This is a genomic window from Flavobacterium sp. MR2016-29 (assembly GCF_015350695.1).
In the GTDB taxonomy this organism is placed as follows: Bacteria; Bacteroidota; Bacteroidia; order Flavobacteriales; family Flavobacteriaceae; genus Flavobacterium.
Genome location: NZ_JADKPU010000002.1, coordinates 435,900 through 451,754 on the forward strand (window position 1 = coordinate 435,900; position 15,855 = coordinate 451,754).

13 protein-coding genes and 1 tRNA gene are annotated in these 15,855 nt (G+C 31.6%); 10 read left to right on the forward strand and 4 right to left on the reverse strand.

Annotation, left to right across the window (positions count from 1 at the left end; all coding sequences use genetic code 11):
* Positions 1 to 9 precede the first annotated feature (9 nt).
* Positions 10 to 690: a LysE family translocator gene (locus tag IR010_RS07820; protein ID WP_029271341.1), complete on the forward strand. Its 681-nt coding sequence runs from the start codon at positions 10 to 12 to the stop codon at positions 688 to 690.
* Positions 691 to 1,049: 359 nt separating this feature from the next.
* On the opposite strand, the gene IR010_RS07825 is transcribed toward IR010_RS07820, so the two are convergent.
* Positions 1,050 to 1,120, reverse strand: a tRNA-Cys gene (locus tag IR010_RS07825).
* Between the two features lie 93 nt (positions 1,121 to 1,213).
* The gene (gene folB, locus IR010_RS07830; protein ID WP_029271340.1) at positions 1,214 to 1,573 is read right to left on the reverse strand and encodes a dihydroneopterin aldolase; all 360 of its coding nucleotides are present in this window, start codon (positions 1,571 to 1,573) and stop codon (positions 1,214 to 1,216) included.
* A gap of 107 nt (positions 1,574 to 1,680) precedes the next feature.
* On the opposite strand from folB, the gene IR010_RS07835 reads away from it, so the two are divergent.
* From IR010_RS07835 to IR010_RS07855, 5 genes are all read left to right on the forward strand, one after another.
* Positions 1,681 to 3,798: a glutamine--tRNA ligase/YqeY domain fusion protein gene (locus tag IR010_RS07835; RefSeq protein ID WP_194602925.1), complete on the forward strand. Its 2,118-nt coding sequence runs from the start codon at positions 1,681 to 1,683 to the stop codon at positions 3,796 to 3,798.
* An 890-nt stretch (positions 3,799 to 4,688) separates the two neighbouring features.
* A complete protein-coding gene (locus IR010_RS07840) occupies positions 4,689 to 5,168 on the forward strand; it encodes a hypothetical protein (RefSeq protein WP_194567570.1) in 480 nt (159 codons plus the stop codon).
* 91 nt (positions 5,169 to 5,259) lie between these two features.
* On the forward strand, positions 5,260 to 5,586 hold the full coding sequence (locus IR010_RS07845) for a YtxH domain-containing protein (RefSeq protein WP_029271335.1): 327 nt from the start codon (positions 5,260 to 5,262) through the stop codon (positions 5,584 to 5,586).
* Positions 5,587 to 5,639: 53 nt separating this feature from the next.
* Positions 5,640 to 5,990: a competence protein gene (locus tag IR010_RS07850; protein WP_194567568.1), complete on the forward strand. Its 351-nt coding sequence runs from the start codon at positions 5,640 to 5,642 to the stop codon at positions 5,988 to 5,990.
* A gap of 3 nt (positions 5,991 to 5,993) precedes the next feature.
* Complete coding sequence (locus IR010_RS07855) at positions 5,994 to 6,248, forward strand: DUF6327 family protein (RefSeq protein WP_029271331.1); 255 nt, start codon at positions 5,994 to 5,996, stop codon at positions 6,246 to 6,248.
* A 22-nt stretch (positions 6,249 to 6,270) separates the two neighbouring features.
* On the opposite strand, the gene IR010_RS07860 is transcribed toward IR010_RS07855, so the two are convergent.
* Both IR010_RS07860 and gltX read right to left on the reverse strand, forming a co-directional pair.
* Positions 6,271 to 7,251 carry an SPFH domain-containing protein gene (locus tag IR010_RS07860; RefSeq protein ID WP_194602928.1) on the reverse strand — a complete coding sequence of 327 codons (981 nt, stop codon included), beginning with the start codon at positions 7,249 to 7,251 and terminating at the stop codon, positions 6,271 to 6,273.
* Positions 7,252 to 7,381: 130 nt separating this feature from the next.
* Positions 7,382 to 8,887, reverse strand: coding sequence for a glutamate--tRNA ligase (gltX, locus tag IR010_RS07865; protein ID WP_194602930.1), 1,506 nt, complete (start codon positions 8,885 to 8,887; stop codon positions 7,382 to 7,384).
* A 161-nt stretch (positions 8,888 to 9,048) separates the two neighbouring features.
* Here gltX and IR010_RS07870 point away from each other — a divergent pair, with 161 nt between their 5' ends.
* From IR010_RS07870 to IR010_RS07885, 4 genes are all read left to right on the forward strand, one after another.
* Complete coding sequence (locus IR010_RS07870) at positions 9,049 to 12,423, forward strand: coiled-coil domain-containing protein (RefSeq protein WP_194602933.1); 3,375 nt, start codon at positions 9,049 to 9,051, stop codon at positions 12,421 to 12,423.
* A complete protein-coding gene (ybeY, locus tag IR010_RS07875) occupies positions 12,420 to 12,839 on the forward strand; it encodes an rRNA maturation RNase YbeY (RefSeq protein ID WP_194567562.1) in 420 nt (139 codons plus the stop codon). Before IR010_RS07870 ends, ybeY begins: the two co-directional genes overlap by 4 nt.
* Before the next feature lie 439 nt (positions 12,840 to 13,278).
* Positions 13,279 to 15,150 (forward strand): tRNA uridine-5-carboxymethylaminomethyl(34) synthesis enzyme MnmG, encoded by a 1,872-nt coding sequence (gene mnmG, locus IR010_RS07880; RefSeq protein WP_194602936.1) that lies wholly within the window; start codon positions 13,279 to 13,281, stop codon positions 15,148 to 15,150.
* 118 nt (positions 15,151 to 15,268) lie between these two features.
* On the forward strand, positions 15,269 to 15,775 hold the full coding sequence (locus tag IR010_RS07885) for a GNAT family N-acetyltransferase (protein ID WP_228515125.1): 507 nt from the start codon (positions 15,269 to 15,271) through the stop codon (positions 15,773 to 15,775).
* Positions 15,776 to 15,855 lie beyond the last annotated feature (80 nt).

Sequence of the window (15,855 nt, forward strand, 5' to 3'; positions counted from 1 at the left end):
TGTATTTGAATGATAAATGATATTTTGGCTGGACTGCCATGGGGACTTTTCTTAAGTTTTATGGTGGGTCCAGTATTTTTTATATTACTAGAAACCAGTATTACAAAAGGATTCAGAGCTGCAATTGTCTTTGATTTTGGTGTAGTATTAGGTGATGTTTTTTTTATAGCAATTGCTTATTTAGGAAGTTACAGATTAATTCAGAGTTTAAAAGATAAACCGGCGCTGTTTATTTTTGGTGGCATAATTATGCTGGCTTATGGCATTATTTCTTTCATAAGATTACGAAATGACGAAAAAATTGATGACGAAGAAATAGATCGTGATATCATCAAAAGAAACTACGGCAGTTTGTTTATAAAAGGATTTTTATTGAACGTTATCAACATTGGAGTTCTAGGTTTTTGGCTGGCAGTTATCATTTCTGTAGGACCAAAATTAGAAATGCAAAACTCAAGAATGATTACTTTTTTTGCCTCAGTAATTATTACTTATTTAATAGTTGATTGCCTTAAAATATTATTGGCCAAACAATTAAAATCTAAAATGACACCAACAAATATCCTTAAAATCAAAAAAGGAATTAGTATTGTTTTGATGGTTTTTGGATTTGTATTAATAACGCAAGGCTGGTTTCCAAAAGAAAAAGAAATGGTTAGAAATGCTTTTGAAAAAATTGAAAAGAAGTAGTTAATAACTCAAAAATATAAATTAAGCCTCTGAATTTCAGAGGTTTTTTTATGGTTATAAGTCATTGCGAGGAACGAAGCAATCTTACTAAGTTATTTACACAAAGTTTGTCATTTCGACCGAAGGGAGAAATCGCACAAGTAATTCCGTAGCTATGATAGCCAATCTTTGTCGATATACGAGTGCGATTTCTCCCATCGGTCGAAATGAAAAGATTGCGAAAAAATGAGCACAAAAAAAAGAGACACATTTCTGTATCTCTTTTTGAGGCATCGTCTGGATTCGAACCTACATCTTTATCTAATTTTTTACAAAAATTATACATAAAAAAAACCTCCAAGTTTCCTTGAAGGTTTTAGAGGCATCGTCCGGATTCGAACCGGAGTAGGAGCTTTTGCAGAGCCCAGCCTAGCCGCTCGGCCACGACGCCGTAGTTGAACGGACGGCAAAAGTAACTAAAATCTTTAAAATTCAAAAGCTTAATGTAAAGTATTTTAAAAAATTACGTTTTTATTGCGAATACTTATTTTCTAATTTCAGTCATTTTTATAGTAACTGATTCAACATCACCACCAATAGGCGGATTTATTTTAGAAACCCAAACTGTTGTTTTTTGTATGGTTTCAATTTCAGCTAATACACGAATATTGATTCTTTTTGCTACATGCTCTAATAAATGCGAGCGAATTGCCATTTCTTCAGTAACAATTTTGTTTAAATGTACGTAATCAACCGTGTCTGAAAGATGATCTGTTTGTGCTGATTTTTGTAAATTGGTTGTAATTTTCAGATCAACAGTATAGTCAGATCCTATTTTTCCTTCTTCAATTAAACATCCATGGTATGAAAAAGTGCGAATGTTTTTTAGTTTTATAACTCCCATTTTTGTATTGTTTCACGTTTAAAGTTTCAGGTTTTATGCTAGTTAAATAACTTTAAACCTGAAACCTGAAACCTTTTTTTTATCTTTGCTAAAATTACTATAAAATAATGGCATCAGAAGAGAAATCACTCAATTTTATTGAACAAATCATAGAGGAAGATTTGAAATCAGGTCTTTCGCAAACTAAACTTCATTTTCGTTTTCCACCAGAACCAAACGGTTATTTACACATTGGACACGCTAGTTCTATTGCTTTAAATTTTGGTTTAGGTATTGATTATCAGTCACCTGTAAATTTACGTTTTGACGATACAAATCCAGAAAAAGAAGAGCAGGAATTTGTTGACGCCATTAAAAAAGATGTGGAATGGCTTGGTTATATCTGGGCAGAAGAACGTTATGCATCTGATTACTTTCAACAATTGTATGATTGGGCTGTTTTATTAATTAAAAAAGATAAAGCCTATGTTGACAGCCAGTCTTCTGAAGATATGGCCATTCAAAAAGGAACGCCATCAACTGTAGGTACAGATAGTCCGTACAGAAATCGTTCTGTTGAAGAAAATTTAGATTTATTCGAAAGAATGAAAAACGGTGAATTTGAGGCTGGTACACATATTCTTCGTGCAAAAATAGACATGAAATCAACCAATATGTTGATGCGTGATCCTATCATGTACAGAATTTTACACAAGCATCATCATAGAACTGGAGATGCCTGGAAAATTTATCCAATGTACGATTGGGCACACGGACAAAGTGATTATTTAGAAGAAATCTCACACTCATTTTGTACACTTGAATTCTTGCCTCACCGTGAATTATACGATTGGTTTTTAGACCAGATTTTAGACGAAAATAAACTGCGTCCGAAGCAAAGAGAATTTGCAAGACGTAACTTATCACATACTGTTGTTAGTAAGAGAAAATTACAGCAACTAGTTAAAGAAAAGCATGTTAACGGTTGGGATGATCCTAGAATGTCAACAATTTCTGGGTTAAGAAGACGTGGTTATACCGCTACTTCGTTACGTAATTTTGCCAACACAATTGGTATTGCAAAACGTGATAATTTAATCAATGTATCGGTCTTAGAATTCTGTATTCGTGAAGATTTGAACAAAATTGCACCTCGTGTAATGGCTGTTTTAGATCCAGTAAAACTGGTAATTACCAATTATCCAGAAGGTAAAGAAGAGTGGTTAGAAGCTGAAAATAATCAGGAAGATGAAAATGCAGGTTTCAGAAAAGTACCTTTTTCTCGTGAATTATACATCGAAAGAGAAGACTTTTTAGAAGAAGCTCCAGCTAAATTTTTCCGTTTGACATTAGGAAAAGAAGTTCGTCTAAAAAATGCTTATATCATTAAAGGTGAATCTGTTATAAAAGATGCAGAAGGAAATATCACAGAAATTCATGTAACATATGATACTGATTCTTTAAGCGGAAGCGGGACAGAAGCAAGCCAAAGGAAAGTATCTGGAACATTACATTGGGTTTCTATTCAACATGCGCTTGAAGCAGAAGTTCGTTTATACGATCGTTTGTTTACAGACGAAGCTCCAGACAGTTATAAAGAGAAAAATTTCTTAGATTTTGTGAATCCAAATTCATTAGAAATTGTAACTGGATATGTTGAACCAAGTTTATCAACAGCTCAAAATGAGGATAAATTTCAGTTTCAACGTTTAGGTTATTTCACTGTTGATAAAGACTCAACTACTTCAAAATTAGTGTTTAACAAAACTGTTGGACTTAAAGATGCCTGGGAAGAAAAAGGTAAAAAAGAAGAAAACAGCATTAATAATTCTTTAAAAGAAATCAACAAATATTTTAAAGTTGAAAGCAAACCAGAACGTATTGCAATTGAAAGCGCAATAGGGGAGAACATCAAAAATGTTACTAGTTTTTCACTTTTACAGAATTCTTTAAAGAAGAATATCAATAATAATAAGGCTTCGTTGTTGTTTGCTCAATTTATTTTGAAATATGGCAGCTGGAAATCGACAGATTTTGAACAAGAAGATATTAAGAAATTATATTCAATGTCTTTAAAAAGTGAATCAACTTATGTTCGATCTAAAGCATTATTAAATTTGAGAGATATTGAAGAAGCAAGTTTCAAAAATCAGTTTGATGATGAAATTTTAAAATTATATTCAAATCCTCCCAAAAATACTTCGGAGAGAGAAATTGAAATTTTATCAGAAATGGTAAAGAAGTAAAATAAATAGAATCTATGATAAAGCGCTTTTTATAAGCGCTTTTTTTATTATTAATATTTTCTATTGAAATTAATAAAATTATAAAATTTTTAGATAAAAAACGACTTTCATAAATCGTTTTTAAACTATGATTTTACTTCTTCCGACTCATTAATCATCTTTTAAAAAATCATTAAACAGAGCGCTTAATTTTAGTTTTAGCTCTTGTTTTACAGCGTCTGAGAGCTTATTAACAATAAATTGTTTATAACATTGAATTTATAATTAGACTTAAAAATTGATTTTAAAAAGCAGAAAATTAAGCTAAAATAACCCAGTTTTTAAATCGTACTAATTATTATATTTAATTATTTAAAATTAAATTTTAATTGGTATTTATTATTATATATAAAATCTATTAAAAATATAAATTTTATAAGATAAATAGATTAAAATCAGCTTTCATAAATCGTTTTTAAGCCAATTTTTTACTTCTTCTATCTCTTAACTCATCTTTTGAATAATTGTTGATTTTTAAGCTTTATTTAAGTTTATACGTTGCTTTTCGTAGTTTAACGGGTTATTAACATACAATTGTTTATAAAGTTGGTATTTTTATCAAGGTCAATCTGAAATGTTAGAATTTCAAAATGATGCTTAAGAATCTAATCGGATTATTGTAAAAGTTAAAAAATATATATTTTTTGATTTTAGAATTATTCTAAGTACAGATTCTAAAAATTGATTTTATGATCAATTCTAATTGTGGTTTTGTTTTGGTAATATTTCGAGCGTAAAAATATTTTTCTAAAGCATTTCATAATTTTAAATTTCATGAAATTGGTTTAATAGATTATTTTGAATTTTGAATTTCATTTGACAGAAATGAGTAATCCCCTAAATTATATTTTATGAAGATCCTATATTTTACGCTATCTATTTTATTTGCCAATATTGCAATTTCTCAGACGCATCAAATTACAAAACATAATGGAGAACAGCTGGAAGTTAATTTTATTAAAAGTGAAAATGATTTGATTTATTATTCGCTGAATGAAAGTGCTGAAGAAATTAAAATTAGCAAATATGCCGTTTCTCAAATTACCAATAAACAAACAAAACAAACGCAAAAAATTTCAGATAAGGTAATAGTTGATTCTAAAGATGATTACAAAATGGTAACCGTTTTGCCTCAAGAAAAGACAATTGGTTTAAAACAAGCGGCAACTTTTAGCGGTGTTTCGACAAGAACAAAAGGCGAATCGCCAATTGCAAATCAAAACCAAACAGCTTTAAGAATCAAAGGTAAGTCAGCTTTAAACGGTTATCCTTTTGTGAGCATTATTGAAAAACCAGATGGTAAATATGAAGCTGTTGCCTATGTGTATTAATTGTATTATTAAATTTTTGTAAATATCAATTTATCAATATTTTATAAATCAAAAAAAGACTACCTTTATTAATCATTTAAATTTTAATATTATGTCAAAGAACTTAAATACTATTGCAGCCATCTTAGCAGGTGCGGCGGCAGGAGCAGCGATCGGGATTTTATTTGCTCCAGATAAAGGATCAAAAACGCGTGCTAAATTGAAAGAAGGTTTAGATGATGCAAAGCATAATTTGAAGGATTCTATAGATGCAAGTTCTGAAGTTCTTCGTGAAAAATTTTCAAGTGCAACGCAAAATCTTGATGGAACTTTAGATGATTTATTATCAAATGTAAGTCATAAAACGGAAGAAGTAATTACATTTTTAGAATCGAAACTAGCTGACTTAAAAGCGCAAAATGCGAAACTTCAGAAATAATAATCCAAAAAACTCAGAAGCAATTCTGAGTTTTTTTAATCAAAATAATAAATATGGCTTTTGAAGAGTTAAAAGAAAACACTGAAAATATTCAAGATCAAGCTAAAGTTTATCTAGATAGTCATTTAGCGTATTATAAACTTTGGGGTTTTAAGGTTGCCATGAAATCAACAACTTTAATTTTTAAATTTACATTGATCTTATTGTGCTTTAGTATGGTTTTGATTTTTGGATCTTTTGCGGCAGCGTACGGTTTTGCATCTTTATTTGAAAGCAATGCACTTGGATTTTTGACAGTAGGAGGGATCTATCTTGTTTTTACAATTTTACTTTTCTTTATAAAAGACAAATTTGTAGAAGGTCCTATTTTGGAGAAATTTTCAGAAATCTTTTTTAACGACTAATTTATGGAGCCAAAAAAATACTCATCATACGCAGAAATCGAAAGAGATTTAGAAATTTTGAAACTCCAAAAAGATATTAATTATCAAAAATTAGTTTTAAGTTTTCAGAAAACGAAAGAAAGCATCACACCACAAAAAATTGTAAACGGCTTTTTTTCTTCTTATAAAGATTATTTTTCTAACAACTATCCAAAGATTTTGCAATCGATTTTACCTTTTGCGATCAATTGGTTTATAAATAAAAAAAGAGGCAATTAAGCCTCTTTTTTGTTTTTTGTCATTATTTTGTTTCAGGTTGAATGTCATCTTCATAACCTGATTGTGGCTGAATTGGTTTTGGTTTTTCAATTTTTTTATTGTTTTTCTTCATCATTTCACCAACCTGGTTTGAAGCTGTAAACGATGCAACCATATTATTTAGCATATCACTTCCGGCTTGTGGAGAATTTGGAAGTAAAATTAAGTTCGAATTTGCATCAGCTCCAATTGCTTGCAATGTATCATAATGCTGTGTAACAACAATTAGGGCAGAAGCTTCTTGAGAATTAATTCCAACATTATTTAAAACTTCAACACTTTCTACCAATCCTCTTGCAATTTCACGACGCTGATCTGCAATACCCTGACCTTGCAAACGCTTACTTTCGGCTTCAGCTTTTGCTTTTGCAACGATTCTGATTCTTGAACTTTCAGCTTCAAATTCAGCTGCAGTTTTTTCTCTGTCGGCTGCGTTGATTCTGTTCATTGCATTTTTTACCTGAATATCCGGATCAATATCAGTAACCAAAGTATTGATGATATCATATCCGTAAGTTGTCATTGCTTCGTTCAATTCTCTTTTTACTGCAATGGCGATATCGTCTTTTCTTTCAAAAACGTCATCCAATTTTAGTTTAGGAACTTCAGTACGAACGACATCAAAAACATAAGCTGTAATCTGATCGTGTGGATATTCTAATTTATAAAAAGCATCGTATACTTTTTCCTGAATTACTTTAAACTGAACCGAAACTTTCATTTTGATAAAAACGTTGTCTTTGGTTTTGGTTTCGATAATAACATCTAACTGTTGAATTTTAAGATTTACACGTCCGGCCAATCTGTCAACTATTGGAATTTTTAATTGTAGTCCTGAATTTCTCACACTTAAGAATTTACCAAATCTTTCGATTACAACAGATGATTGCTGTTTAACAGTAAAAAAGGAAGACATGAAAATAAAGAAAGCGAGGACTAAAAAGATAATAAGTACTGGATTCATGGTGATATTGATTTAGATTTTGATCTGGTAAATTACGAAAATTCTCCTTATTTAAATTTTTAAAATATAAAAAAACGCTAAGAACATTTTTTAGATGTTTCTTAGCATTTGTATATAAATCGAATTTTAATTATAATGTAGTTATAGCTTTTTGAATTCTCGAAATAGTTTCTTCTTTTCCGATTATTTCTACAATGTCAAAAAGGTGAGGGCCTTTTAAAGCGCCAACCAAACTTAGTCGGAAAGGCTGCATTACTTTGCCCATTCCAATTTCATTTTTAGTTAACCAATCTTTTACGATTGCTTCAATATTTGCTGAATCAAAACCGTCAATATATTCAAGAGTCGAGATCAATTCCTGCATTAAAGCTGGAGTTTCTTCCTTCCAGTTTTTGCTTGCTTTTTCATCATACGATGTTGGCGCCTGGAAAAAGAAATCTGTTAGATCCCAAAATTCAGATACAAAATGAGCGCGTTCTTTTATCAATGAAACAATTCTTGTAACATCATATTTAGATATATCAACACCTTTTTCAATCAAAATAGGAGAGAAGCTTTTCGCTAAATCAGCATCATTTTGTTTGATTAAATATTGATGATTGAACCATTTGTTTTTCTCTGGATCAAATTTTGCTCCAGATTTATGAACTCTGTTTAAGTCAAAAGATTCAACAAGTTCTTCTAATGAAAACAACTCTTTATCAGTTCCATCATTCCAACCTAACAAAGCAAGGAAGTTTACAACTGCTTCTGGAAAAAATCCTTTCTCTCTGTAACCAGATGAAATGCCTTCTTCCGTTTTCCATTCAAGAGGAAACACAGGAAATCCTAATTTGTCTCCATCTCTTTTTGATAATTTTCCATTTCCAACTGGTTTCAAAATCAAAGGTAAATGTGCAAATTCGGGAGCATCCCAGCCAAAAGCTCTGTATAATAAAACGTGAAGTGGCATCGATGGCAGCCATTCTTCACCACGAATTACATGTGAGGTTTCCATCAAATGATCATCCGCAATATTCGCTAAGTGATAGGTTGGCATTCCGTCACTTTTAAATAAAACTTTATCGTCTAGAAGATTAGTTTCAAATTTTACATCGCCACGAATGATATCTTTTAGATGTAAAGTTTCATCTACCGGCGTTTTAAAACGGATTACATAATGCTCTCCATTTGCAATTCTTTTAGAAACTTCTTCAGCAGAAATGACTAAAGAGGTATCTAGTTTTTCACGATTATGATGATTGTAAATAAATGTCTTTCCTTCTGCTTCATGTTGTTTTCTATGTGCATCTAAAGCTTCTGGAGTATCAAAAGCATAATACGCCCAACCCGAATTGATCAATTGATCAGCATAAGTTTGGTATAAATCTTTACGATCACTTTGTCTGTACGGACCAAATTTTTCGTTTTTTCCAACGGTTTCTTCTGGAGCAATTCCTAACCATTCTAGTGCTTCCATGATATAAGCTTCAGCACCTGGAACAAAACGAGTCTGATCTGTATCTTCAATTCTTAAATAAAAAACACCATTGTTTTTTTTGGCAAATAAATAATTAAATAGGGCAGTACGAACACCGCCAATATGTAAAGGTCCTGTTGGACTTGGTGCAAAACGCACACGAACTTGCTTTGACATTTGTTTAAATTTTGATGCAAAGATACAACTCTAATTAGAAAATTAGAAAATGAGTTTAATGAGATAATGTTTTGTTTATAGCTTATTGACTATTTATCTCATTGATCATTATCTAATTAAAATTACTACTTTTATAGGTTATAATCATAAGAGATTTTATTTTGAAAACAACATCTGCTATATATTTAAAGTTAGAGGCTTTTATTAAAAAATATTACACGAATGAATTGATAAAAGGAATACTTCTTTTTACCGGTTTTGGATTATTGTATTTTTTGTTCACGCTTTTTATTGAGTATTTCCTTTGGCTAAAACCAACAGGAAGAACATTGTTATTTTGGCTTTTTATAGGAGTAGAAGTTTTTCTTTTATTTCGATTTATTTTGTTTCCAATTTTCAAGTTGTTCAAACTTCAAAAAGGAATTGATTATAATCAGGCTTCGAAAATTATAGGAAATCATTTTACAGAAGTAAGCGATAAACTAACTAACTTTTTGCAGCTTTCAGCTTCTGAAAATTCCGCCGAAAGTTCAGAATTAATGTTGGCTTCAATAGAACAAAAAGCAAATTCATTGCAGCCAATTCCGTTTGGAAATGCTGTCAATTTTAAATCAAACAAAAAATATTTGCCATTAGCAATTATCCCAATTTTGCTTTTTGCCGTGTTTTACATTTCAGGAAACAGTAATATTATTTCTCAAAGTTTAAATAGAGTAGTGCATTTCAATGCTACATTTTTGCCTCCGGCTCCTTTCAAATTCGTGGTTTTAAATTCTAATTTGCAAACAGAACAAAACAAAGATTTCGTTATCAAAATGGAATCAGTTGGAAATGTAGTTCCTGAAAATGTAATGATTCATATTGGTGATGAAAGTTATTTTATGGAATCATCTCAACCAGGAAAGTTTGAATTCAAGATTGAAAAGCCAGTTGAAAATATTGAGTTTTATTTTGAAGGAAATTCAGTTTCATCTGCGGAATATGAGTTGAAAGTAATCACGGTTCCCTCAATTGCCAACTTTGAAATGGTGTTGAATTTCCCATCTTATCTAAAGAAAAAATCAGAAATCATTCAAGGAACTGGAAATGCAATTGTGCCTGAAGGAACTTTAGTTACCTGGAAAATGAATACACAATCTACTCAGGAAATAGTATGGAAAGAGGATAAAGCAACTTTTAAGTTCAATAAGGCTGAAAATGAATTTAAATTAGCTAAAAGTATCAGTCAAAACACAGAATATCAAATTCTTACATCTAACAATAAGGTTAAAAACTACGAAAAGCTTAATTATCAGCTGTCAGTGATTAAAGATCAGCATCCAACTATCAATGTGAGTACTGCTCCAGACAGTTTAAAGCTGGATAAGAATTATGTTTTGGGCAGATTGGGAGATGACTATGGATTGTCAAAATTGCAAGTGGTATATTATGAACGTAACAAACCAAACACTGCCAAGCGTGGAACCATTCCGGTAAAGCAAGCAGTCTTTGATCAGTTCGTTTTTTCTTTCCCAAGTAATTTGCCAGTTGAAGAAGGAGTATCATATGAATACTATTTTGAAGTTTTTGATAACGATGCACCACACGGTTTTAAGAGTACAAAGTCATCTGTTTTTTCAGATAGAGTTTCTACTACTGATGAAGTTCATGATTTAGAACTGCAACAGCAAAATCAAAATATTAATAGCTTATCTAAATCTTTAAAGAATCAGGAAAAGCAATTTTCTGAGATGGATAAGATTCAGAATACTGGAAAAGAAAAAGACAATTTAGAATTTAAAGATCAGCAAAAGATTAACGATTTTATCAAGCGCCAGAAACAGCAAGACGAATTAATGAAACAGTTTTCTGAGAAAATGAATAAGAATTTAGATAAATTCAAAGACGATAAAAAAGATAAAACGGCAGATGATTTGCAAAAACGTTTAGATAATGCCGAGAAAGATTTAGAGAAAAATCAAAAACTTTTAGATGAATTGAAGAACTTAAATGATAAATTAAACAGTGAAGAACTGTTTGATAAAATGGAAAAGTTCAAACAAATCAGTAAAAACCAATCTCGTAATTTGGAACAATTGGTTGAACTGACCAAACGTTTTTATGTGTCTAAGAAAGCAGAACAAGTTGCTGAAAAATTAGATAAACTTTCTGAGAAACAAGAACAGCTTTCAGATAAAGAAAAAGAGAATACAAAAGAAAAGCAAGATGAAATTAATAAAGAATTCGATAAAATCCAGGAAGATTTAAAAGACTTAAAAGATGAAAATAAAACTTTAAAATCTCCTTTAGACCTTCCTTCTGATGCTTCAAAAGAAAAAGATGTACAGAATGATTTGCAAAAAGCTTCAGAAGAATTAGGTAAAAAAAACAATGCTTCCGCAAAGCCAAAACAAAAAAGTGCTTCTAAGAAAATGAAAAGCATGGCACAGCAAATGGATCAAAGTATGGAGGGTGGCGAGCAGGAACAATTAGAAGAAGATGTTGCAATGTTACGTCAGATTCTAGATAATCTTTTAGCGTATTCTTTATCGCAGGAAGACGTGATGAAACAATTTAAATCGATGAAATTAGGTTCTTCTGCCTATACGAAGAACATAAAAATTCAGCAAAATTTAAAACAACAGTTTCGTTATGTAGACGACAGTTTGTTTGCACTCTCACTTCGTAATCCTAAAGTGGCTGAAGATGTAACTAAAGAAATTGGAAATGTACAGTACAATATTGATAAAGCTATTGAAACTTTAACCGATGTTCAAGTTCCAAAAGGAGTTTCGCACCAGCAATATGCAACTTCATCTGCAAATAAGTTGGCTGATTTTTTGAGTGATTTATTAAACAACATGCAAATGTCTATGTCAAAACCAGGTTCTGGAAAACCTAAACCAGGAGACGGACAAGGAATGCAGTTGCCAGATATCATTCAAAAACAAAAAGGGCTTGGAGACAAAATGAAGCAAGGAATGAAAGAAGGAAACAAACCCGGCGAAGGTCAACAAGGACAACAAAGTGGTGAAGGGAAACAAGGACAAGGAAAAGATGGACAAGGAAAAGACGGACAAGGAAATAAGAATGGTGGAAAGGGAAATGAAGGAAAAGGCAGCGATGGTAAAGATGGAAATGATGGAGAAGGTGATGCAGAAGCTATAATGGAAATATACAAAGAACAAGTAAAGCTTCGTGAAGCTTTGCAAAAAGAATTAGCGAAGAAGGGATTAGATTCTCAAGGAAAATCTGTTATTGATCAAATGAAGCAATCAGAAAAACAACTTTTAAACAAAGGTTTTAAAAATGAAAACCTTCAAAGAATTTTAAATATTCAACAAGAATTATTAAAATTAAACAATGCTGTTCAACAACAAGGTCAGGATACAAAGCGTCAATCTGAAACGAATAAGACAGAATTTTCTAATCGCTCCAATGCATTACCAAACTCATTATTGGAATATTTAAACAGTGTTGAGATATTAAACAGACAATCACTACCTTTGCGCTCGAATTTTAATCAAAAGGTTCAAGAATATTTTAATACAAAATGATCAATTTTAATTACGAAACCGATTTTACTTTAGATAACGAACAAGCATTTTCTGATTGGTTAAGTGCTGTGATTGTTTCTGAAAATAAAAACGAAGGCGAGATAAATTACATATTTTGTGATGACGAGTATCTTCATAAAATCAATGTAGAATATTTAAACCACGATACTTTAACTGATATTATCAGTTTTGATTACACAGTGGGAAATGAACTCAACGGAGATATATTTGTTTCTGTAGAAAGAGTAGAGGACAACGCTAAAGATTTTAATGTTTCTTTTGAAGAAGAATTAAAGCGCGTGTTGGCTCATGGTGTTTTACACTACTGTGGATATAAAGATAAATCAGAAAAAGATGCTGAATTAATGCGTTCGAAAGAAGACGAAAAAATAGCTATGTTTCACGTGGAACAGTAGAATTATGTTTTAGGTTTAGAGTTTCAAGTTTCAGGTTTCAAGTTTCAGGTTTCAAGTTTCAGGTTTCAAGTTTAAAGTTTAAAGTTTTAAATTTAAAGTTCATGTTTAAAGTTTCATTTTTGAATAAAGTAAATGTTCCACGTGAAACGTTTTTACAATAAAAGAGTTTAATGTTTCAACTAAAACATATTTCAAACTTAAGCTTTGAAATATTCCACGTGAAACGTTTCAAGTTTAAGTAAACTGAAGTTTTTATAATGTTTAAGAAATGTTCCACGTGGAACTTTAATAGAGCAGGAACATTAACCTGAAACCTGAAACTTGAAACCTGAAACTTGAAACTCAAAACATGAAACTCTGATCGTTCCACGTGGAACAAAAAAAATTAAGTTAATTCTGAAAACCGCCTTAAACGGTTTGCAGAGAATAATAAAACAAAATGTTTTTAGAAGAATACGATGTTATTGTAGTTGGTGCAGGTCATGCTGGATCTGAAGCCGCGGCAGCGGCCGCGAATTTAGGATCAAAAACCTTATTGGTTACCATGAGCCTGCAAAACATTGCACAGATGTCTTGCAACCCAGCAATGGGTGGAATTGCGAAAGGACAAATTGTGCGTGAGATTGATGCGCTTGGAGGATACTCTGGAATTGTTTCAGACAGAACTGCAATTCAATTCAAAATGTTGAACAAATCAAAAGGACCTGCAATGTGGTCGCCAAGAGTTCAAAGTGACAGAATGCGTTTCGCTGAAGAATGGAGAATGATGCTGGAGGGAACTCCTAATTTGGATTTCTACCAAGAAATGGTAAAGGGTTTGATTATTGAAAATGGAAAAATAAAAGGAATCATAACTTCGCTTGGAGTTGAGATTCGATCTAAATCTGTTGTGTTGACAAACGGAACTTTTTTAAATGGTTTGATTCATATTGGAGAAAAACAATTTGGAGGAGGAAGAGCAGGCGAAAGCGCTGCAACTGGAATTACAGAAGATTTAGTCAAAGCAGGTTTTGAAGCGGGACGAATGAAAACGGGAACGCCGCCAAGAGTTGATGGACGTTCTTTGGATTATTCAAAAATGAACGAAGAAAAAGGAGATGCAAAACCGGATAAGTTTTCTTATTCGGATTTGACGGTTCCGTTAACGCATCAAAGATCTTGTCACATGACATATACTTCATTGCAAGTTCATGATATTTTGAGAGAGGGTTTTGATCGTTCGCCAATGTTTAATGGAAGAATCAAAAGTCTTGGACCAAGGTATTGTCCTTCGATTGAAGATAAGATTAATCGTTTTGCAGATAAAGAGCGTCACCAATTATTTGTAGAACCGGAAGGATGGAATACTTGTGAAGTTTATGTAAACGGATTCTCAACTTCGCTTCCGGAAGATATTCAATTCAAAGCTTTGAGTTCTGTTGCTGGATTTGAGAAAGTGAAATTCTTTCGTCCTGGATATGCAATTGAATATGATTATTTCCCGCCAACACAATTGAAACACACTTTGGAAACGAAGTTGGTTGAAGGTTTGTATTTCGCCGGACAAATTAATGGAACGACTGGATACGAAGAAGCAGCTTCGCAAGGATTGATGGCCGGAATTAATGCGCACTTAAAAGTGCATGAAAAAGCACCTTTAATTCTAAAACGTGATGAAGCATACATTGGAGTTTTGATTGACGACTTGATTACGAAAGGTACGGAAGAACCGTATCGTATGTTTACGTCGAGAGCAGAATACAGAACATTGTTGCGTCAAGATAATGCTGATTTCAGATTAACACCAATGTCGTATGAAATTGGTCTTGCTTCTGAGAAACGTTTACGCCGAATGGAAAAGAAATTAAATGAATCTGAAAAGATGGTTGCTTTCTTTAAAGAAACAAGTGTAAGTATTGCAGAAACGAATCCGATTTTGGAATCCAAAGAAACAGCTCTGATTACGCAAGGTGATAAAATGTTTAAAGTTTTCTCACGTCCTCAAATTGATTTAGAGGATATGATGAAATTTGAGAAAGTAAAAGAATATATAGAGGCTAATGATGTTGATCAGGAAATTTTAGAGCAAGCCGAAATTCAGGTTAAATATTCTGGATATATCGAAAAGGAAAGAAATAACGCTGATAAACTAACTCGTTTAGAAGAGGTGAAAATTCCGGAAAATTTCGATTACAATAAAATAAAATCAATGTCGATTGAAGCAAAACAAAAATTAAGCAAGATTCGTCCCGTAACAATTTCTCAAGCTTCAAGAATAAGCGGAGTGTCACCAAGTGATATTTCAGTTTTATTGATTTATATGGGGAGATAGATTTTTTGGTTTCAAGTTTCAGGTTTCAAGTTTCAAGTTTCAAGTTTGTTGGAATCGAAAACTTTAATCTGATATTAAGTATAGTGAAACCTGAAACCTGAAACCTGAAACTTGAAACTTGAAACAAATTCAAATTGTTCCACGTGAAACTATTCATGATATGAAAATTGTTGAAAAGGAAATTTTATCTAAAGAAGAAAAAGAATTTTTACGACAACTTTGGAATGACGAATATCCGGCAAGATTACATTTGAAGACAAGTGAAGATTTTGAATTGTATTTCAATGGAATTTCAAGCACAAAACATTATTTGCTTTTTGACGATTCAAATAAAATTATAGGTTGGACATTTACTTTTTTGAGAGAAGATGAAGATTGGTTTGCTATAATTTTGAATAGCAAAATTCAAGGCAAAGGGAATGGTTCACTTTTGATTAATGAAATAAAAAATAAAAATACTAATTTGAATGGTTGGGTTATTGATCATGAAAATGAAGTAAAACAAAATAATGAATTTTATAAATCTCCTATGCCGTTTTATCTAAAAAATGGTTTTACTGTTTTGACAGAAATAAGAATTGAAAACGAAAAAATGTCGGCTGTAAAAATAAATTGGAGACGCTGAATAAAATATAAAAATGAGCCCTAAAATAAATTTTTCTATTTTGGGGTTTACTATAAAATTAAACCAAAAACACTTAAAAT